Raw genomic sequence first — 20,391 nt, 5'->3', positions numbered from 1 at the left:
AGTATACCCCGTACGGGTATACTGTACTCAGGTGGTGCGGCCGAGACGTACGAGCATCTTGCCGGTGTTGTCCCCCGCGAACAGCCCGAGGAAGGCATCCGGTGCGCTGCCGATACCCGAGTACACGGTCTCGCGCACGCTCACCTGGTCCGCCGCGACCCACCGCGACACCTCGGCGAGGAACTCGCCGGTGCGCTCACTGAAGTCGGTGACGATGAAGCCCCGCATGCGCAGCCGCTTGGTCACCGCGAGGAACAGGTTGCGCGGTCCCGGCGCAGGCTCGGTGTTGTTGTACTGCGTGATCGCACCGCACATCGCGATCCGCCCGAACGTCCGCAGCTGGGTCAGTGCGGCCTCGAGGTGGTCACCACCGACGTTGTCGAAGTACACGTCGATCCCGCCGGGCGCGGCCTCGGCCAGCTGCTCGCCGACGGGCCCGCTGCGGTAGTCGAACGCCGCGTCGAAGCCGAGCTCCTCGCGGAGGTAGGAGACCTTCTCCGCCGAACCAGCCGAGCCGATCACCCGCTTCGCGCCGCGCAACTTCGCGAACTGGCCTACCAGGCTGCCGACGGCGCCCGCGGCGCCGGAGACGAACACCGTGTCACCGGGTCGCATCGCCGCCACGTCCAGCAGCCCGAAGTACGCGGTCTGCCCCGGCATGCCGAGCACGCTCAAGTAACAACTGGCGGGAACCGCCGTGGTGTCCACCAGGCGGAAGTGGCGTGCCGGCCCGGACGCGTACTCCCGCCACCCGTAGTTGTGCAGCACGGTGTCGCCGACGGAGAGCTCGTCCGATCGGGAGGCGACCACAGTGCCGACCGCGCCACCGTCCATCACCTCACCCACCGCGAACGGCGGGACGTAGGACTTGACGTCGTTCATGCGCCCCCGCATGTAGGGATCCACCGAGAGGTAGTCGTTGCGCACGAGCACCTCGCCCTCACCGGGGTCGGGCACCGGGGCCTCCACCAGCGAGAAGTTCTCGCTGGTCGGCAGTCCGACCGGTCGGGATGCCAAGTGGATCTCGGTAGCTGTCGCTGGAATCGTCATACCGCGAGCCTGCCACAGCCGCGACCGGCGCGGCACGGCACTGCGCGTGGCCTCACCCGGCGAACCAACGCTGCGGCGCTGGCTCGGTGTTCTCGTAGATGTGCTTGGCCTGCTGGTACTCGGCCAGCCCTTCATGACCGAGCTCCCTGCCGATGCCGGAGCGCTTGAACCCGCCCCACTCGGCCTGCGGCAGGTAGGGGCCGAAATCGTTGATCCACACCGTGCCGTGGCGCAAGCTCCTCGCCACACGCTCGGCCCTGCCCGGATCGCTGGTCCACACCGCACCGGCGAGGCCGTAGTCGGTGTCGTTACCCAGCTCGATGGCGGCGGCCTCCTCGGTGAAGCGCTCCACCGTCACGATCGGCCCGAACGTCTCCTCCTGCACGACTCGCATATCGCTGCGGCAATCGTCGAACACCGTCGGGCGGTAGAAGTAACCGTCACGCAACCCGGGCTCGTCCGGGCGCTTACCGCCGGCGACCAGCCGCGCCCCCTCCCGGAGGCCGAGCTCGACGTAAGACTCGACCTTAGCCCGGTGCTCGGCCGAGACCAGCGGGCCGCACTCGGCGTCCGGGTCGAACCCGCTGCCCAGCCGGATCGCCTCGGCACGTTCGGCCAGCCCGGCGACGAAGTCGTCGTGCACCTCGTCGGCGACGATCAACCGGGTTCCCGCCGAGCACACCTGTCCCGCGTGGAGGAAAGCCGCGATCAGGGCGTAGTCGATCGCGGTCTCGAGATCGGCATCAGCGAAGACGATGTTGGGGTTCTTGCCACCCAGTTCGAGCGCCACCGTGGTCACGTGTTCCGCGGCGGAGCGCATGATCTGCCTTCCGGTGTCCAGACCGCCGGTGAACGACACCAGATCGACCCTGGGGTCGTCCACCAGTGCCGCACCGACCGTCGCGCCGGGACCGAGAACCAGGTTGACCACGCCAGCGGGCACGCCTGCTTCCTCGATCAGCCGCACCATGGCGATCGTGGTCAGCGGGGTGATCTCACTGGGTTTGATCACCAGCGTGTTGCCCGCGGCCAGCGCGGGCGCGACCTTCCAGGATGCCTGGAGCAGGGGATAGTTCCATGGGGTGATCAACGCGCACACCCCTACCGGCTCATGCACGACCCGGCTGCGCACGGCCGGGGTACCCGCGTCGACAAGGCGACCGGGATCGGCCTCGGCCCGGCTTGCGTAGTAACGGAACACCCCCGTCACGTCGTCGACGTCGACACGGCTTTCGACCAGGGTCTTTCCGGTGTCCAGGGTCTCCAGCCTGGCGATGTCCTCCCGGTCCCGCTGCAGCAGCTCGGCAACCCGCCGCAGCAGGTCGCCACGCCCGCGTGCGGTCCAGGTGCGCCAGTCGGCATCATCGAAGGCGGCCCGTGCGGCGAGAACCGCCGCACGGGCGTCCGCCTGGTCCCCCTCGTCCACCGTCCGGGCGACGGACCGGTCGTACGGGTTGATGACATCGCGGGTCGCGCCGCCCGAGGCGGTTACCCACGTTCCCTGGATGAACAAACTGGACATCGCGGGTCCCTTTCGGCGTCGGATCAAGGGACGGACTGCTCCGTTTGCGCCCGTTGCCTGCTCCTTCCACACTAGATAAGTCCAGCGGCACGCGCGCGGCGTAGAGGAGCGGGCATGAGCCGAGTGGAGTACGACTACATCATCGTGGGTGGCGGCTCGGCAGGCTGCGCGCTGGCGAACCGGCTGTCCGCGGACCCGCGAACCAAGGTCCTCGTGCTGGAAGCAGGCAGGCCGGATTGGACCTGGGACGTGCTGACCCACATGCCAGCCGCGCTGACCATGGTCATCGGCAACCGGCTCTACGACTGGTGCTACCTCTCCGAGCCGGAACCGTTCATGGGAGGTAGGCGGGTGAGCCACGGTCGTGGCAAGTTGCTCGGGGGATCGAGTTCCATCAACGGGATGATCTTCCAGCGTGGCAACCCGCTCGATCTCGAGCGCTGGGCAAGCGCTCCCGGGATGCAGCGCTGGGACTACGCACACTGCCTGCCCTACTTCAAGCGTATGGAGCACTGCGTGGCGGGTGCCGACGAGTGGCGCGGCCAGGGTGGTCCGCTGTGGCTGGAACGCGGCGCGGCGGCCAACCCGCTGTTCGGTGCGTTCCTCGAAGCGGCGCAGCAGGCGGGGTACCCGCTGACCGCGGATGTCAACGGCTACCGGCAGGAGGGGTTCGCTCGCTTCGACGCGACCATCCGGCGGGGGCGGCGGTGGTCGGCGGCACGCGCTTACCTCCATCCGGTCAAGCGGAGGCCGAACCTGACGGTGCGGTGCTTCTCCCAGGTCGACCAGCTGCTGTTCCAGGGCAAGCGGGCGGTGGGGGTCGCCTACCGCCGGTGGGGCAGGGCCCGGCGGGAAGCCTACGGCGGAGAGGTGATCCTGTGCGGCGGGGCGATCAACACACCCCAGTTGCTGCAGCTGTCCGGTATCGGCAACCCGGACGAGCTCGCGGCCCTCGGTATCGACACGGTGCAGCCGCTGCCGGGAGTGGGGGAGAACCTGCAGGATCACCTCGAGGTGTACATCCAGCACGCGTGCAAGCAGCCGGTTTCGTTCAACCCCTCACTCAAGCTCCGGTACCGCCCAAAGATCGGCTTGCAGTGGCTGCTGCGCCGCAGCGGCCCTGCTGCGACCAACCATTTCGAGGCAGGCGGTTTCGTACGCGGCAACGACGAGGTCGACTACCCGAACCTGATGTTCCACTTCCTGCCGATCGCGGTGCGCTACGACGGGACGCCGGTCGACGCCGAGCACGGCTACCAGGTGCACATCGGCCCGATGTACTCCGACGTCCGCGGCTCGGTGAAAATCACCTCAACCGACCCGAGGGTGCACCCGGCGTTGCGGTTCAACTACCTGTCGACGCCGCGCGACCGGAAGGAGTGGGTCGAGGCGGTTCGCGTGGCACGGGACATCCTCCGCCAACCCGCGTTCGCCGACTACGACGCCGGGGAACTCTCGCCCGGCGGCGAGGTGGAATCCGACGAGGAGATCCTGGACTGGGTGGCCGCCGACGCCGAGACCGCCTACCATCCGAGCTGCACCGCACGCATGGGAACCGATGATATGTCCGTTGTGGATCCTGACTCCATGGCCGTCCACGGAGTCGACGGCCTGCGCGTCGTCGACGCCTCGGCCATGCCCAGCATCACCAACGGCAATATCTACGCGCCGGTGATGATGCTCGCGGAAAAGGCTGCCGACCTCATCCTCGGCAACACCCCATTGCCGCCGTCCCCCGTGGACTTCTACCGGCACCGTGTCGATGAGGGGTAGTCAGGAGGGCCGTTACCGTGTCAGAGGACGATCAGCGTAGCCGCGACCAAGCGCCGGTCACGGCGAACACGTCGACCACCCCCGCGAAGCCACGCAAGCTCAAGCCGGTGGTCTTCTTCGGCTCCTCGGTGTTGATTCTCGCGATCTCGATCTGGGCGATCATTACGCCGATCGGCGCGGAGTCGGCCATCGGCACGCTCGTCGGTTGGATCTCCGAGGGATTCGGCTGGTACTACTTCCTCGTCGCGACGCTGTACCTCGGATTCGTGATCTTCTTCGCGGCGTCGCGTTACGGCAAGATCAAACTGGGCCCGCAACACTCCACCCCGGACTATGGCGTCTTCGCGTGGGCAGCCATGCTGTTCGCGGCAGGCATCGGGATCGACCTGATGTTCTTCTCCGTCGCCGGGCCGGTCACCCACTACCTCGCACCCCCTGAGGGGGACCCGGAGACCATCGAGGCCGCGCGGCAGGCCGTGGTGTGGACGCTGTTCCACTACGGCATCACGGGCTGGGCGATGTACGCGCTAATGGGTATGGTGCTCGGCTACTTCGCCTTCCGCTACCGCCTGCCGCTGGCGATCCGCTCCGCGCTGTACCCGCTGATCGGCAGGCGCATTCACGGACGTATCGGCGACGCGGTGGACCTCGCGGCCATCGTCGGCACGGTCTTCGGCATCTCGGTATCGCTCGGCATCGGCGTCGTGCAGCTCAACTACGGGCTGAACTTCCTCTTCGACATCCCGGAAGGGCTCGCCGCGCAGGTCGGTCTGATCGCCGTGGCCGCGATCGTGGCGACGATCTCCGCCGTGGCGGGTGTCGACCGGGGCATCCGGCGGCTGTCCCAACTCAACGTGCTGCTGGCGATCGTGCTGATGCTCTACGTGCTGATCTACGAGAGCCCCATCAGGCTGCTCAACGCACTCGTGCTCAACATCGGCGACTACGTCAGTCGCTTCCCGTCGATGACGCTGAACACCTTCGCCTACGACCAGCCGACCGAGTGGCTCAACGCGTGGACGCTGTTCTTCTGGGCCTGGTGGATCGCCTGGGCGCCGTTCGTGGGGTTGTTCCTCGCGCGGATCTCGCGCGGCCGCACCATCCGGCAGTTCGTCTCGGCCACGCTGATCATCCCGCTGCTATTCACGCTGACCTTCCTGTCGATCTTCGGCAACAGCGCGCTCAGCGTGGTCCGGGCGGGTGACACGGACTTCGGCGAAACCGCGATGAACGCGCCGGAGCAGGGTTTCTACTCGCTGCTCACGCAGTACCCCGCGGTCACCTTCAGCGCCGGGCTGGCGACGGTGGTGGGGCTACTGCTGTATGTCACCTCGGCGGACTCCGGCGCGCTGGTGATGAGCAACCTCAGCTCCCATCTGCGGACCCCGCTGACCGATGCCTCGCCGTGGCTACGGATCTTCTGGGCCGCGGCCACCGGCCTGCTCACGCTGGCCATGCTCATCGTCGGCGGGGTGGACGCGCTGACCAACGCCACCATCATCATGGGCCTGCCGTTCTCGTTCGTGATGCTGCTGATCATATGGGGGCTGTACCGGGCGCTGCGGATCGAGCGGTTCCGCGAGGAGGCGTTCCACACGACCCTGCCGACCTCGCTGTCGGAGCGGACCACGCTCGACCGGCCTGCCGCCGGCGGGAACTGGCGGCAGCGACTTGCCAGAGCGACGACCTTCCCTGGCAAGCGGGCGGCCATGCGCTTCGTCGACGAGTCCTGCCGCCCCGCGATCACCGAGGTCGCCGAGGAGCTGCGTGCGCAGGGCGCGGAGGCGACGGTGAACGAGGAGCTCGACGAGGAGGTCGGCATCCCGCACCTGGAGCTGAAGGTTCCGATGGATCCGGACGAGGAGTTCAGCTACCGCGTCTGGCCGATCGAGAACCCCAGGCCCGCCTTCGCGATGCGGTCGGTGACCGGGCAGGACACCTACGTGCGGTTCGAGGTCTACCTGACCGAGGGCAGCCAGGGCTACGACGTCATGGGCTACAGCAAGGAGCAGCTCATCGGCAACATCCTCGATGAGTACGAGCGCCACCTGGAGTTCCTGCGGCTGCACCGAGAGGCATCGGCGCGCTCGGCGCTACCCGACCACGGCCCCGGCACCGCCGAGGTACAACCGGCTGAGGACGAACCGGAGGGTGAGCAAGGCCGGGACGAGCGCTGAGCTACCAGCAGCCGGGGAGTGGCGCTGAACGTAACGTTCAGCGCCGTAGACGGAACCGACGCCGCGTTCAGCTCCCGCCCTCACCGGCGGAAATATCCAGCGTGAGCACTCCGACCAGTTCCGCTGACGCGCGCGACACATCCAGCACCAGGTCGGAGGCGAATAACCCGTCCTCGGCGTTGCTGGTGGCAGGCGCGTCCGCCGCCCGCTCGGCATACACCCCGCTGCCCAGCACCTCGTCGTTGAGCGCTTCGTCGAAGTACAGCTGCGAGGTCAGCACGGTGCGCTCGTCGAGGTGCACCTTCACGTGGAGGTGCGGCGTGCGACCCGGGTAACGCCCGGGGTAGATGGTGACGAACTCGGCGATGCCGTCGCCGTTGGTCACCTGCGCGCCGCGCAGGGCGCTGCCGGGGTGCTCGACGCTGCGTTCCCGGCGCCCCTGCTCCGCCGCGCTGAAGCCGGAGTACAGGCCGTCCGCGTCGGCCTGCCACAGCTCGACGACGGCATCGGGGATCGGCCCGCAGCCAGCGTCGAGGTCGCGCACCCGCAGCCCCACCCGCAGCGGCTCGCCGGGGAGCCCTTCGGTGAGGTCGCGGCGAACCAGCCCCGCTTCCAGGTAGAACGGCCCTTCGATCTGCTCGGCAGTTCGCCTGCAGGCGGTGACACGGTCGAATCGGGCGACGTCGAGGGTGACCGGTTCCCGTGGCAGGTCATCGAGCTCCGCGCCGCTGGGTAAGCCCCCGGGCTCCGACGGGTCTCCACACCCCGCCGGTACCAGGACGGCGGCCGCACCGCCGACAGCGCGCAGGAAGGTGCGCCGCGCGACCCGGCCAGCCGAGCCCTGCTCTCTCATACCGGGCATGGTAACGACCAGCCCTGGTAGCACGCCTGATGTTCGACGCAGCCCGGCTACCGGCCGAGGGCTGTCTCGGTGTCGAGCCGGGCCAGCTTGTGCGGGTTCCGAATCGACTAGATGCGGGTCATCCTCGACCCGCCCGCGCTACATGTTGATCATATGTCCGGCGAGGCCGTGGATGGCCTCCTTGACGGCCTCCGACAGGCTCGGGTGGGCGTGAACGTTGCGCGCCATCTCGTGGACCGTCAGGTCCCACTGCTGCGCGAGGGTGAGCTCCGGAAGCAGCTCGGTGACCTCGGGGCCGATCAGGTGACCGCCAAGCAGCTCGCCGTAGCGTTTGTCGCTGATGAGCTTGACGAACCCGGTCGTGTCACCGAGACCGTGCGCCTTGCCGTTGGCCATGAACGGGAACTTCGCGACCTCGATCTCGTGGCCCCGCTCCCGGGCGTGCTCCTCGGAGTAGCCGAAGCTGGCGATCTGCGGTTGGCAGTAGGTCGCGCGCGGGATCATATCGTAATCCAGCTCCATGGTTTCCGCGCCGCCGATGGTCTCCGCCGCGATCACACCCATCGCCTCGGCGGTGTGGGCGAGCATCAGCTTCGCGGTCACATCGCCGATGGCGTAGATGTTCGGTATGTTCGTGCGGCACCGGCCGTCCACATCGATCGCGCCGCGCTCGGTCAGCCGCACCCCGAGCGTGTCAAGGCCGTAGCCGTCCACCCGGGGCTGGAAGCCGATCGCCTGCAGCACCTTGTCGGTCTCGATCGTGCGCTGCTCGCCGTTCGTGGAGACAGTGACGGTGACGTTCTCGCCGGAGTCGTCGATGCCGTCGACCCTGGTGCCGGTCAGTACCTCGATCCCCATCCGCTTGTACCGGCGGGCGAGCTCCTTGGACACCTCCGCGTCCTCCAGTGGCACCATGCGGTCCAGGAACTCCACGATGGTGACCCGCACGCCGTAGTTGTGCAGCACGTAGGCGAACTCCACACCGATCGCGCCCGCACCGGCGATGACGATGCTCTCCGGTAGCTCGTCGGCCAGGATCTGCTCCTCGTAGGTCACCACCCGCTCGGACAGCGTGGTGCCGGGCAGCAGCTTGGTGGTCGAGCCGGTGGCGATGATGCAGTTGCCGAAAGTGACCGACTCGGTGCCGCCGTCGGTGGTGATGACGTCGATGCTGTTCGCGCCGGTGAAGGTTCCCCTGCCCTCGAACTGCGTGATCTTGTTCTTCTTCATCAGGTAGTGCACGCCCTTGACGCGCCCGTCGGCCACCGTACGGCTGCGCTGGTAGGCCACGCTGTAGTCGACGTTGACCGAGCCGTCCACGGAGATCCCGAACGTGGCTGCCTCGTGCTGGAACAGGTGCACCAGCTCGGCGTTGCGCAGCAACGCCTTCGAGGGAATGCACCCGACGTTGAGACACACCCCTCCCCAGTACTTCTCCTCGATGATGGCCACCGACAGTCCGAGCTGCGCCGCCCGGATCGCCGCCACATACCCACCGGGGCCTGCCCCGAGAACCACAACGTCGAAGTGCTTACTCATGGCTACCGAGCATATGGGACGGGGTTCGCGGGCCTGCACGGCCAGTGGCGGCCCCCACGTCCTACACGCATAGCCGCTGCGCGTCGTCGAACAACCGTCGCTGTGCAAGCGGCACCGCAACCGCAGCGGCCAGCGCCGCCGCGCCGAGGATCATGTACATCACCACGATCTGGTAGCGGATCGCGGTCAGCGGGTCGACCTCGGCCAGGATCATGCCGGTCATCGCCCCCGGCAGGCTGATCAGACCAACGACCTTGGTCGCGTCGATCGCGGGCAACAGCGCGGCGCGGGCAGCGGAACGCCGGTGCGGGGCGAACGCGTCCACCGCAGGCATGCCGAGCAGCAACCTGGCCTCGATCGAGCGGCGAGACTCGCCCACGTGCTCGACGAGCCGCAGCAGCACCAGACCAACTGCCTGCATGGAGTTCGCCACGATCATCCCGCCGATGGGCACGATCACCGAAGGGCGGCTGGGGAAGACGTCCAGCGCAAGCAGCGTCACCAGCGCAAGCCCGGAACCCACGCCCACCGACACCGTGGCGACGAGCCGCGCCGCTGGCACCCCGCGACCTCGACGCCCGGCGACCTGCCCCGCGATGACGACCATGAGTGCCACCCAGCCGAGCGCGCCCGGCACACCACCGTGCTCGAAGATCACCACGAGCACCGCCCCCACCGCGATGAGCTGCACGAACGCTCGTACCGCCGCGAGGACGATATCCCGGTTCAAACCGAGCCGCTGCCACGCGGCGACCGCGACCGCGACCGCGACCAGCAGCACCGAGGTGGCGACCTCCGGCCAGCCGAGCACCGTCCCGTTCACGGCTCCTCCAGATAGTGCAACTCGGTGGGCGGGCCGCTTGCGGTGACGCACCCACCCTCCAGCACCGCTGCGTGATCGGCGAGCCGAAGCACCTGCTCCACGGCGTGGCTGACCAGCAGGACGGTGACGCCGCTACGCAGCTGCGCCTCCACGGCCCGCTCGATCGCGGCCGCGCTGTGGCTGTCCAACGCGGCCGTCGGCTCGTCAAGCAGCAGCGTGTCCGGCTCCATGGCCAGCGCCCTTGCCAGGCATACCCGCTGTGCCTCACCGCTGGACAGCCCCGCCGTCCGGCGCGAGGCCATCCCGGCATCCAAGCCCACCCCGGTGACCAGCCCGGCTACCCGTTCCTCCGGCAACGGGCCGGTGCCTGCGGCGATCTCCTCGGCGACCGTGTCCGCCAGCAGGACCGGGTGCTGCGTCACCAGTTGGACCCGCCTGCGCAGGTCGAGCACGTCCCACTCCGGCAGCGGTACGCCCCGATAACGCACGCTGCCCGCCTCGGGCTCCGCCAGCCGGGTCAGCACACGCAGCAGCGTGGACTTACCCGACCCGCTCCTGCCGACCAGCGCGGTGCAGCGCCGTGCCGCCACGTCAAGCGAGACACGATCGAGCACGGCCCTGCCGCCGAGGCGGAGCAGGACCCCCTCGATCGCGAAGGCAGATTCTTCGGCCACCGAAACTTCCACCCGAGGCGTCGACTGCTGTGTCACCGCACGTCCCGGCAACGGCCATGCGGCACACACACCGTAACCACCGCCCGCTCGCCCCGCCTCCGCGCCGACCACGGCGTCCGGTACCCTCTTCCACGGAGGATTGGCCGAGCGGCCTAAGGCGCACGATTGGAAATCGTGTAGGGGTAACACCCTCACGGGTTCGAATCCCGTATCCTCCGCCAGCTGACCAGCAGAAACGCCGGGCACTCCGTGAGGGAGCTCCCGGCGTTTCTCGGTCCCGTCTCAGTTGCCCGCAGTGCTCCTGCGCTGCCTGTTCACTGCCCGCACAGGGCGGCTCGGACTACCGACCGGCGTCGCTGCCTGGGCTGTCGCCGCCGATCACCCGCGGCAGAATCGGGCGGCCGGTCTCGGGGTCCCGTTCGATCTCGCCGTCGTGCGCAGTCTCGAACAGCTGCTCGTTCTTGAGGATCTCGGCGGTGCCGCGTTCCTTCTCGTCGTCCTTGCCCGAGCCGCGCGCGGGAGCGCCCGCCGCGCCAGCCGCACCTCCGGGTCGCCCGGCTCCCGCCTGGTGCGCGGCGGCGGCCGGGCCCCCGCGCGCGACACCGTCACCCCGGCCCGCGGCACTGCCCTGCCCACTGCTTTGGCTGGGGGCTTGTCCAGTTCCGGGCACGCGCCCGTCACCTCCGGGGATCCTGCCCGCCGCGCCGCCACCGGCGCGGCCCGCTGAGCCACCGGAGCCCGGCCCGCCCGACACCCGCTGACCGGCATAGCCTCCACGCGGCGTGCCCGCCCGGGGGCCGCTCCGTGTCTGGTCCCCGCTACCGCCTGCAGCCGGGCCGCCGACCGGCATCCCCCCGGCCATGCCGGGCCTGCCCGCGGCCGCGGCGCCGCCTGCGCCACCGCCGGGCGCGGCGGATCCCGCACCAGCACCACCGACCGCACCGGCACCGGACTGCGCTCCCGGTGCCTGACCGGCTCCGGGAGCTCCCACCGCGCTCGCCCCGCCGGGGGCCATGGCCCCGGCACCACCCGTGGCGGCCGGTGCGCCGCCTGCCATGCCTCCGACCGTCGAGCTGGCCGTGGTCGCGCCCCCGGCACCACCGGCCACATCGGGCGGCGTGGCGAACGCGGGCTGCCGCGTGGCGGATTCGGTGTACCGCTGGTCCATGGTGTGCATCACCCGCGCCGCCTCCGCGTGCCGCTCCTGCGCCTCGGCCTGCTTTTGCTGGATCTCCACGTAGCGAGTGGCGGCGGCGATCGGGTTACCCGAGCTGGCTTCTTGCCGCATCGCCGTCAGTTCGGCCTGCTGATCGAAGCCGGTCGGCTCGGGCATGCTGTTCCGGGCTGTCGCGGCCGCTTCGGCCTGCTGAGCGTACTGGTTGGACATCAAGTGCGAGCCCTGGCCCGCGTCGCGCATCCAGGCCGCGCTACCCGCCATGAATCCACCGGCCTGCTCGGCGGCGGGGCCCTGCCACGCGACCGATTCGGCACCGATCGCCTCATCCGCCTCGCCTGCGACCTCCTGCAGCCAGTTTCCGATCTTGTTGACGAGCCGACCGCGGTCGTTGATGTCCTCCGGACTGAGGCCGTCATGCACCATGCCGTAGAGCTGCTCGTGGCTGAAACCCTCGTAATGCGCGTCGGTGTGCGGTGCGTCATTGCGGAACTCCTGCCCCTGCACGAGGCTACGTTCCTGCTCGGCACGATAGGCACTGGCCTGCCGACCCGACTCGACGAAGGCACGTGGCGCGTGGAACACACCGCTCATCAGCCCACCGGGCGCCGGGTTGGCAAGCCCCTCCCGCAGCGCCTGCTGGCGGATATCGGCCTCGTACTCGCGCGGGCCAGCTTCCGGCTCACCCATCAGCACTCACCCCTACTGCTCGCTACCCGGCAACTGCGGCTCCACCTGCTCGGCGATGCGTTCGACATCCTCACACGCCCCGTCGGTGTCACGGTCGATCTTCGTAACAAGGACCAGCGCACGCTCGGACTCGCCGACTTTCATCGAGATATCGCACTGGCCCCCACCACCACCTTCGAGGCTTTCCCTGATCAGTATCGCTTCACGCCCATTGACCTCGCCTTCGAACATCTTGTCCGGGTCTCCTTGCAGGACGTCAAAGGGGCCCTCCTGGAAACCAAGGGGCACATCGATCTCCCGAGGCTTGCTCACGTGGCAAGCATGGTCGCCTCGGATGTCCGGTGGCTCGCCCGGCTCGAAACCCTCACCCTCGACGGCGGCGTCCAGCACCTGGCAGGCGTCCAGTGCCAGCAGGCCGTCCTCCACCCCGGCGCCATCCTGGGCACCAGGCACCTCGGCCCGCTCAGGCTCGGCAGTCCCTTCCTCCTGACCACACCCGGCCAGCAGCAATCCCAGCACCGCCACCAGCAGCCCAATCTTCAACGATGCGCGCACGGACGGCTCACTCCCGCTCGAACCCGGTTAACGCCTGCTCGGCGGCGGCTTCGGTCTCGTCGTAGTTGCGCCGCGCGATCGCCAGCCCGTCCTTCATTTTCGGGAAACCCTCATACGTCAGCTCCAGGTTCGGGATCAGCAACCGCTCGTCCCCGGCGGCGACCTTGGCGTTGTACTCGGCGATCTGCTTGGCGAACTCGCTCGACCCCATCGGCGCCGGTTGAGCAAGCCATCGCGCTTCGGACCGCAGCTCGTCCCACCCGTCGATGTACTTGTCGCACACCCGGGTGTAGGCGCGCATGGCTTCCTCGTTGACCGCGAACTGGCCGTCGACCGCCAGCTGTTTGAAGGTCTCCGCGCCGTGATGAAACTGATCCACGCTCTGGGTGTCGAACGGGCTCACCATCCCCATGCCCCGCAGCGCCCCGCTCGCGACATCCCCACCTGAGGCGCCGACCGGTTCGTCGCTGAACCCCGTGTCCCCAGACATGCGTTGACCTCCCCGCCTGGCATCACTGCCTGTAACGACGTGTACACACCGCCTCCCAGGGTACCGGGGCCAGCCGTGCCAGTGGGACGGTTTCGCTCATCGCCCGCCGCGCCTGGCGAAGGCGACTTCCTCGTGCAGCCATCGCCGCAGGTGCGAGCCGTCCGAAGGAACGAAGTCAAGCCTGCGCCTGCCCGCCCCGAGCGGCTCGTCGTTGACGAGGTACCGGCCCTGCTCGGTGTCGAAGAACTGCATCGTGCCCACGTGCCGCAGCGCGTCCTGCTCCCGTAAGTGCAACTCGTAACCACCGCACAGCGTCACCGGCCACCGCGCGAACGCCCGTACCCCCTCCTGGTTCCGCTGGTCGTACCTGCGCGCCTGCTCGGCCAGTGAGGGAAGTTCCGGCTCATCCCCGTCGCCGACAGCCGGGGCGGTGCCGCCCACGACGACGGAGTGCGGCCGGACCGGCAGCGCCTGGTGCCGCGGCAACATGCCGACCACGTGGTCGATCAACCCGTCGGCCTTGAGCAGCTGGAACCGGATATCCTCGCCCAGCTGCTCGGAGAACACCCCGAGCTCGCCAGCCGCGGCCGCCCGGTAGAGCACGTGCGGCGGGTCGAAGTCCTGCTCGGCCCTGACCACCACCAGCACCTCAGGGACCGCCCACACCCGAAACGCGGCCTCGACGTCCGCGTCGATCCGGTCACGGTCGACCATTCCTTCGGCTCGCAACCACCGCCAGACCTCACCCGCGTAGGCGCGACGCTCGTCGACCGTGGTAGCCGCGGGCAACACGTCGAAAGGTTGCCAGCCTCGGGGAAGGCCCAACCATTCGGCGATCACGTCCACCGCCGTTGCCTCGAGCGTGAACTCCTCGAACACCGCCCACTCCTCACCGCAGCAACCAGCGCACCGACGGTCGCCAGGTTACCCGCGGCCCGCATCCCGGCAGGACGAGTGGCTCACCGACGCGCGCTGGTTACGGGCGGAACCGCGCCAGCGCCGGGTCGTGGTCGCTGACCTGGTCGGCGAACTCGGAGTTGACCCGGACCACCTCGAAGTCCACCTCGCCCGCGCCCTCGGAGAGCAGGATGTGGTCGAGCACCTGGGACCTGCCTTCGAAGACGTAGCTGTAGCGCTGCTCTGCGGGCAACGTCTCGATCAGCGCCCGCAGCGCGCCGTCTCCGGTGAGGGTGCGCACCACCGGCGAGAACGCGAAGTCGTTGAGATCACCGGCGACGGCCACGGTGGCTTCCGGGTCGGTGTCGAGGAGCCGGTCGACGAACCCGCGCACCACCTCGGCCTGCTGCCTTCGCTGGCGCTCCGAGGACCGCTCCGGTGGCTGGAACCGGCCGTGCAGCGGCTGGTCGGCGCGCTTCGAGGTGAAGTGGGTCCCCACCACGAACACCGGCTCGCCCGCGAACTCGAACTCCCCGGCGAGCGGTTTCCTGCTCGATTCCCAGGCTTCGTGCTGCGGCTCGACACGCCCCGGCGACACCGACAGGCGCGGCCGGTCCCCATCGCTGTCCACCGCAATCGGGGTAGTGGCGTCACCGCCCTCGCGGTCGACGAACGACACCCTGTCGGGGTCGAACAGGAACGCGACGCGGATGTTGCCGCCGGGCTGACCGCCGTCGGTGCCTTCCTCCGGGTTGATCTGCCGCCACTCGTAGCTCGGGCCGCCCACATCCGCCGCCGCGTCGACGAAGCGGTCCAGCGTGACATCCGCGTCCACCACGCCGTCGCCGCGACCTTCGGGCCCGGTGTTGTCCTGCACCTCGACGAGCGTGACGATGTCGGGGGAAGCCAGGTTGTCCACGACAATCTCGGCGTGCGCATCAAAGGTCGCTTGCGGATCCACACCGGACAGGTTCTCCACGTTGTACGTCGCCAGTGACAGCTCTTCCGACCGCGCAGCGCGCGCGGATTGCCGCTCGATGCCGCCAGGACGTACCTCGCCGAGCTCCGTGGCGTGCACCGTGTATCCGCCGAACCGCTCGTAGCGCACCGGCCCAGAGGTGACACCGTCGAGGGTGTCTCCGATATCCACGCTCGGGAAGGGGCGCTCGTCGAACGGGATGAGCGAACGAACCTTGAGCACCCCGGTGAGGTCGTTGCCGTATCCGGTGTAGACGGTTCCACCGCGCGGACTGGGGTACTGGTCCGGTTTCGTCGTCACGTAGAGCTCGTCGTGTTCCGTCGTGGGGCCGACGACCCCGGCGTCGGTCACCGACACCAGCATGCTCTCGCGCGATTCCCAGAAGTCCAGCACGTAGCTGTCCGGGTCCAGTTCGAGTTCCTCGATGGAGCCGCCGGGCTGCGGGGCGAGCTCGCCGGGAACCGTGTCCGGCTTGATCGGCTCGGCATCGGGCAGCGGGTTACCTGAGGAGACAACCGTCCACTCCGCATCGATCAACTCGGTGGTCGGCGGGTACGGGCCGTCGTGGTCACCGCGCGGGTAGCGTTCCTGCACCGTACCGCTGACGAGCACCTCGTCCCCCGGTGTCACCCCAGGGGTGTTGTCGGCGGTGAACACGAACAGGCCGTCGCTGCTGCGGGGGTCGCCGTCACCATCGGGGTCCTGGAACCAGAACCCCCTGGCGGAGCCGAACGGCCGCGCCGCCGTCACGATGCCGCCGACCTCGCTGACCTCCTCACCGTCGAACGGTGAGAGGCGGGTCGTGCCCTGGATGTCGGCGATCCGGACGTCGCCCTGCTCGCTGTCGGAACCCGCGGTGGTGCAGGCGGTGAACACCCCCGCGTGCGGGCTTGCCTGCAGTGCCGGTGCGCACATCCCGCTTGCCAGCATCACCGCCACCAGCAACGACCACCGTCGACCCGGCCGCCGTGTACGCATCGCACCCTCCCGTCACCACTCGCTTACCACGCGCATCCTCGCGTGCCGGGGTGAACGGCGGAAGGCGTCCGGTCGACGCGGTTGGACCGAACAGCCCAACGGTGCCACGGAGTGCGTTCAGCGGTCGCCGTGGCCGAGCCGCTTGCCTACGGCATTGGCGATCACGCGGCCCCAGCCGAGGGTTCCCGACGCCAGCACCGTCAGCCAGTCGAAGTAGTCGCGCCACAACACGATCCGGCCGTCGTCAACCTCGAAAGTGCCGCAGACCCAGAACCGCGCTCGCCAACTCCCCGCCTCCAGCACGTCGGTGCGCTCGGTGAGCACCACCGGCCCGTTGGCCGCGATGCGGTGCGTGTGCGCCTCGAACCCCGTCCCGTAACGCGCCATCAGCCGGAGCTGCTTGGCCACGGCGTTGATACCGCGGGCCGCGGGCAGCGGCACGTTCTGGTAGACGACCTCCGGGGCAAGGTAGGTCAGCGCCCGGTCCACGTCCAGGTCCTCGCAGGCGGAGAGGAACTCCTCTACGGTGACGATCTCGGGCGTGGTGCCGGTGCGTGTCGACTCGGGCATGGCGGCTCCCTCAGCGCGCTGGGGGTCACGGGCTCTCTGAGGTTACCGTGACGACGCGCCCGACACAGCGTGCTGGCGCGCCCGACACGGGGTGCCGGGGTGCCAGACACGGGGTGTGGGTCAGCCGCAGATGGCACCGTCGGCGGCGGAGCCGACCACCTTGGCGTACTTGCCGAGCACGCCGGTGGTGTAGCGGGGCTCACGGGGCTTCCAGTTCTCCTTGCGCCGCGCGAGCTCCTCCTCGTCCACCAGCAGGTCCAGCGTGCGCTGCTCGAGGTCGAGCCGGATCCGGTCGCCGTCTTCCACCAGCGCGATCGGCCCACCGTGAGCCGCTTCCGGGGCGACATGGCCGATGCACGGGCCGTGCGTGGCGCCGGAGAAGCGGCCGTCGGTCATCAGCAGCACGTCCGAGCCAAGCCCGGCACCCTTGATCGCCGCGGTCACCGCGAGCATCTCGCGCATGCCCGGCCCGCCTGCCGGGCCCTCGTAGCGGATCACGACGGCGTCGCCCGCGGAGATCCTGCCCGAGGTGACGGCGGCCATGGCGTCCGACTCGTCGTCGAAGACGCGGGCCGTGCCCTCGGTGACTCCCTTGGCCAGCGAGGCGCTCTTGACCACGGCGCCCTCCGGGGCGAGGCTGCCGCGCAGGATCGTCAGGCCCCCGGTCTCCGCAAGCGGGCTGCTGATCGCGGAGATGATCTTGCCGTCCGGGTCGGGTGGCGCGACGTCGGCGAGGTTCTCCGCCATGGTCTTGCCGGTGACCGTCAGCGCGTCACCGTGCAACAGACCCGCGTCCAGCAGCGCCTTCATCACCACCGGGATCCCGCCGATACCGTCCACATCGCTCATCACGTAGCGACCGAACGGCTTGACGTCGGCCAGCAGCGGGGTACGGTCACCGATGCGGTTGAAGTCGTCGATGTTCAGGTCCACCCGCGCCTCGCGCGCGATCGCGAGCAGGTGGAGCACCGCGTTGGTCGACCCGCCGAGCGCGGTGACCACAGTGATCGCGTTCTCGAACGCCTCCCTGGACAGCACCTGCCGCGCCGTGATGCCCTCGGCGATCAGCTCGACGACGGCGGCACCCGACTGCTGCGCGTAGTCGTCCCTGCGCCGGTCCGGAGCGGGCGGCGACGCGCTGCCCGGCAGCGACATTCCCAACGCCTCCGCGGCGGCTGCCATCGTGTTCGCGGTGAACATGCCGCCGCACGCACCTTCCCCCGGGCAGGCGTGCCGCTCGATCTCCTCCAGCTCGTGCTCGCTCATCTTGCCGATCGCGCACGCACCGACGCCCTCGAAGGCGTCCTGGATGGTGATGTCGTTATCGCCCAGCTTGCCGGGCAGTGTCGCGCCCGCGTAGAGGAACACCGAGGCGAGATCCAACCGGGCCGCCGCCATCAACATGCCGGGCAGCGACTTGTCACAGCCCGCGAGCAGCACCGTGCCGTCCAGCCGCTCGGCGTGCACCACACACTCCACCGAGTCCGCGATGACCTCGCGGCTGACCAGCGAGGCGCGCATGCCCTCGTGTCCCATCGAGATCCCGTCCGACACCGAGATGGTGCCGAATTCCATCGGGAACCCACCCGCTTCGCGTACACCGATCTTGGACTCGTCGGCCAGCCTGGCCAACGAGAGATTGCACGGGGTGATCTGGTTCCACGAGGACGCGATACCGATCTGCGACTTCTCGAAGTCGGAATCGGTCATCCCGACCGCCCGGAGCATCGCCCTCGCAGGCGTGCGCTCGTATCCGCTGGTCACCTCGGTACTTCTGGGTTTGTTTCCCCGCGCGGCCCGAGTTGCTTCGCCGTTGCCCATCAGTTCATCGACTCCGGTAGTTCGTGCGGCGTACGCGCGACATCGTGTGCTGTCTGAAACGAGATAACCTACTGATCGTAACGCCGGTGGTATCGCGCGCGCTCGCCACCCGGCACATCACACAACACGGACGCCGTCGCACCCGAATTCTCGGGCACGACGGCGTCCGTACGCTATTGCGCTGTGCGGTAGCGGTGGGATTCGAACCCACGGACGGGGTTAACCGTCACTCGCTTTCGAGGCGAGCTCCTTAGGCCGCTCGGACACGCTACCGTGCACCAGGCTAACGGCCGCCTCCCGAGAAGCGAGAAAGGGGGGTCCCGCCGGGGATGAGCCTGCACAGGACCAGGTGACGGGCTCATCGCCACCGGCTACCGCGCGGATTACTTCTTGTCGTCGTCGAAGGCGTCCTTCGCGTCGGCAACCGCGCCCTGCGCCTTGTCCTTGGCCTCGTCCTTCAGCTCGTGCGCGGTTTCGGCGACGTCACCGGAGACGCGGTCGGCCTTGCCGGATTCCTGCAGGTCCTCGTTGCCGGTGACCTCGCCAGCCTTCTCCTTGGCACTACCAGTGGCTTTCTCGGCCTTACTCTTGATCTTATCCAGAATTCCCATGCCGTGCTCCCTCATGTCGCGACCCGAACGGTGATCCGGGTCCTGCCACCACCATCACGCCTGAGCGGGCAGGTTTCACGGCGAGTCGGCTATCTTCACTCCGCAGAGGGAACATCACGGTGCGTGGCGAAAAAGTTCTCCAACAACGCCGCGCACTCGTTCTCGAGCACCCCGCCGACGACTTCGGGACGGTGGTTCAGCCTGCGATCACGCACCACGTCCCACAACGAGCCCACCGCACCGGTCTTGGGCTGCCACGCGCCGAAGACCAGCCGGGACACCCTGGCGAGCACCAGCGCACCGGCGCACATGGTGCACGGCTCCACCGTCACCGCGAGGGTGCAGCCGGACAGCCGCCACCCGTCACCCAAGCACGTAGCGGCGGCGCGCATGGCCAGCATCTCTGCGTGGGCGGTCGGGTCGCCGAGCGCCTCGCGGGCGTTATGCGCCCTGGCCAGCTCCGTTCCGTCCGGGCCGAACACCACCGCCCCGATCGGCACGTCCGGTCCGGCGGCTGCCCCCTCCGCGGCTTCAAGGGCCGAGCGCACCGCCGTTGCCGGTTCGACTGGCATCTCCGACTTCGCTCAGTCCTGATCCAGCAACTCGGTGAACTCCTCCCCGAAGCCGCAGCGCTGGGCGATCATCTGCAGCTGCTCGTCGGGATAGAGGTCGATCTCGCCCGCGATCAGCTCCAGCTCATCGGCAGGCAGACCGAAATCCGCCAGGATCTCCAGGTCGCCCTCGGACCACACTTCGTCGTCGTCCTCGCTGGGGGTCGGCACCCGTAGCACGTCGAGGACGTCGGCGGCGATGTCGTAGTCCAACGCCGCGGCCGCGTCGGAAAGCAGCAGTGAGATCTTGCTCGGCGCAGGCCGGATCACGATGAAGAACTCGTCGTCGACGGCCAGCAGGCCCAGCACAGCCCCGCTGCTGCGCACCTTGCGTAGCTCGGTCAGCGCGGCATCCAGTTCGGTCAGCGCGCTGGCATCCAGCGCGCTGCACTGCCAGTTGCCGTCTTCCCGCACAGCCGCGACCGCCAGCCCGGCGATCGGCTCTCGCTCCGCCATGCGCATACCGTATTCCCCCGAGCCTCTTCCCGCATACCGTTCGGCGCAGATGTCACGCCTTTCTTCACCGAGTGGCTGATGCCCGCGGGTGGACCGTTCGGCGACGAATAGTCCCCGTGGCAACGGCGAACGTGCCAAG

At 68.9% G+C, this 20,391-nt stretch carries 18 protein-coding genes and 2 tRNA genes; 3 read left to right on the top strand and 17 right to left on the bottom strand.

Annotation, left to right across the window (positions count from 1 at the left end):
* Positions 1–27: 27 nt before the first annotated feature.
* Positions 28–1,050, bottom strand: coding sequence for an NADP-dependent oxidoreductase (locus F8178_RS02080; protein ID WP_317492862.1), 1,023 nt, complete (start codon positions 1,048–1,050; stop codon positions 28–30).
* Positions 1,051–1,102: 52 nt separating this feature from the next.
* Complete coding sequence (locus tag F8178_RS02075) at positions 1,103–2,572, bottom strand: aldehyde dehydrogenase family protein (protein WP_317492861.1); 1,470 nt, start codon at positions 2,570–2,572, stop codon at positions 1,103–1,105.
* Between the two features lie 114 nt (positions 2,573–2,686).
* On the opposite strand from F8178_RS02075, the gene betA reads away from it, so the two are divergent.
* On the top strand, positions 2,687–4,345 hold the full coding sequence (gene betA, locus F8178_RS02070) for a choline dehydrogenase (protein ID WP_317492860.1): 1,659 nt from the start codon (positions 2,687–2,689) through the stop codon (positions 4,343–4,345).
* 107 nt (positions 4,346–4,452) lie between these two features.
* Positions 4,453–6,522 carry a choline BCCT transporter BetT gene (gene betT / locus F8178_RS02065; RefSeq protein WP_396344959.1) on the top strand — a complete coding sequence of 690 codons (2,070 nt, stop codon included), beginning with the start codon at positions 4,453–4,455 and terminating at the stop codon, positions 6,520–6,522.
* Positions 6,523–6,589: 67 nt separating this feature from the next.
* Here the strand turns inward: betT and F8178_RS02060 are convergent, their stop codons facing one another.
* From F8178_RS02060 to F8178_RS02045, 4 genes are all read right to left on the bottom strand, one after another.
* Positions 6,590–7,375 carry a hypothetical protein gene (locus F8178_RS02060; RefSeq protein ID WP_317492858.1) on the bottom strand — a complete coding sequence of 262 codons (786 nt, stop codon included), beginning with the start codon at positions 7,373–7,375 and terminating at the stop codon, positions 6,590–6,592.
* Between the two features lie 147 nt (positions 7,376–7,522).
* Complete coding sequence (gene lpdA / locus F8178_RS02055; RefSeq protein ID WP_317492857.1) at positions 7,523–8,923, bottom strand: dihydrolipoyl dehydrogenase; 1,401 nt, start codon at positions 8,921–8,923, stop codon at positions 7,523–7,525.
* A gap of 61 nt (positions 8,924–8,984) precedes the next feature.
* Positions 8,985–9,746: an ABC transporter permease gene (locus tag F8178_RS02050; RefSeq protein ID WP_317492856.1), complete on the bottom strand. Its 762-nt coding sequence runs from the start codon at positions 9,744–9,746 to the stop codon at positions 8,985–8,987.
* Positions 9,743–10,420: an ATP-binding cassette domain-containing protein gene (locus F8178_RS02045; protein WP_317492855.1), complete on the bottom strand. Its 678-nt coding sequence runs from the start codon at positions 10,418–10,420 to the stop codon at positions 9,743–9,745. The genes F8178_RS02050 and F8178_RS02045 overlap by 4 nt, the downstream gene beginning before the upstream one ends.
* Positions 10,421–10,553: 133 nt before the next feature.
* Here F8178_RS02045 and F8178_RS02040 point away from each other — a divergent pair.
* Positions 10,554–10,641 (top strand) — tRNA-Ser (locus tag F8178_RS02040).
* A 119-nt stretch (positions 10,642–10,760) separates the two neighbouring features.
* Here the strand turns inward: F8178_RS02040 and F8178_RS02035 are convergent.
* The 11 genes from F8178_RS02035 to F8178_RS01985 form a co-directional block, all read right to left on the bottom strand.
* The gene (locus F8178_RS02035) at positions 10,761–12,284 is read right to left on the bottom strand and encodes a hypothetical protein (RefSeq protein WP_317492854.1); all 1,524 of its coding nucleotides are present in this window, start codon (positions 12,282–12,284) and stop codon (positions 10,761–10,763) included.
* Between the two features lie 12 nt (positions 12,285–12,296).
* Entirely contained in the window at positions 12,297–12,839 is a 543-nt protein-coding gene (locus F8178_RS02030; RefSeq protein ID WP_317492853.1) for a hypothetical protein, read from the bottom strand.
* A 7-nt stretch (positions 12,840–12,846) separates the two neighbouring features.
* A complete protein-coding gene (locus F8178_RS02025; RefSeq protein ID WP_317492852.1) occupies positions 12,847–13,329 on the bottom strand; it encodes a hypothetical protein in 483 nt (160 codons plus the stop codon).
* Between the two features lie 96 nt (positions 13,330–13,425).
* Complete coding sequence (locus F8178_RS02020; protein WP_317492851.1) at positions 13,426–14,208, bottom strand: ESX secretion-associated protein EspG; 783 nt, start codon at positions 14,206–14,208, stop codon at positions 13,426–13,428.
* Positions 14,209–14,305: 97 nt separating this feature from the next.
* Positions 14,306–16,183 carry an endonuclease/exonuclease/phosphatase family protein gene (locus F8178_RS02015; protein ID WP_317492850.1) on the bottom strand — a complete coding sequence of 626 codons (1,878 nt, stop codon included), beginning with the start codon at positions 16,181–16,183 and terminating at the stop codon, positions 14,306–14,308.
* Positions 16,184–16,300: 117 nt separating this feature from the next.
* Entirely contained in the window at positions 16,301–16,753 is a 453-nt protein-coding gene (locus F8178_RS02010; protein ID WP_317492849.1) for a limonene-1,2-epoxide hydrolase family protein, read from the bottom strand.
* Positions 16,754–16,873: 120 nt separating this feature from the next.
* Complete coding sequence (gene ilvD, locus F8178_RS02005; RefSeq protein WP_317492848.1) at positions 16,874–18,574, bottom strand: dihydroxy-acid dehydratase; 1,701 nt, start codon at positions 18,572–18,574, stop codon at positions 16,874–16,876.
* Positions 18,575–18,760: 186 nt separating this feature from the next.
* A tRNA-Ser gene (locus tag F8178_RS02000) sits at positions 18,761–18,847 on the bottom strand.
* A 110-nt stretch (positions 18,848–18,957) separates the two neighbouring features.
* Positions 18,958–19,185, bottom strand: a complete 228-nt coding sequence (locus tag F8178_RS01995; RefSeq protein WP_317492847.1) for a CsbD family protein — start codon at positions 19,183–19,185, stop codon at positions 18,958–18,960.
* Positions 19,186–19,280: 95 nt separating this feature from the next.
* The gene (locus F8178_RS01990) at positions 19,281–19,757 is read right to left on the bottom strand and encodes a nucleoside deaminase (protein WP_317492846.1); all 477 of its coding nucleotides are present in this window, start codon (positions 19,755–19,757) and stop codon (positions 19,281–19,283) included.
* Between the two features lie 12 nt (positions 19,758–19,769).
* A complete protein-coding gene (locus F8178_RS01985) occupies positions 19,770–20,252 on the bottom strand; it encodes a tRNA adenosine deaminase-associated protein (protein ID WP_317492845.1) in 483 nt (160 codons plus the stop codon).
* Positions 20,253–20,391 lie beyond the last annotated feature (139 nt).

Source organism: Haloechinothrix sp. LS1_15, assembly GCF_033042135.1.
Classification (GTDB): Bacteria; Actinomycetota; Actinomycetes; order Mycobacteriales; family Pseudonocardiaceae; genus Haloechinothrix.
This window is presented reverse-complemented; position numbering and strand designations above follow the sequence as displayed.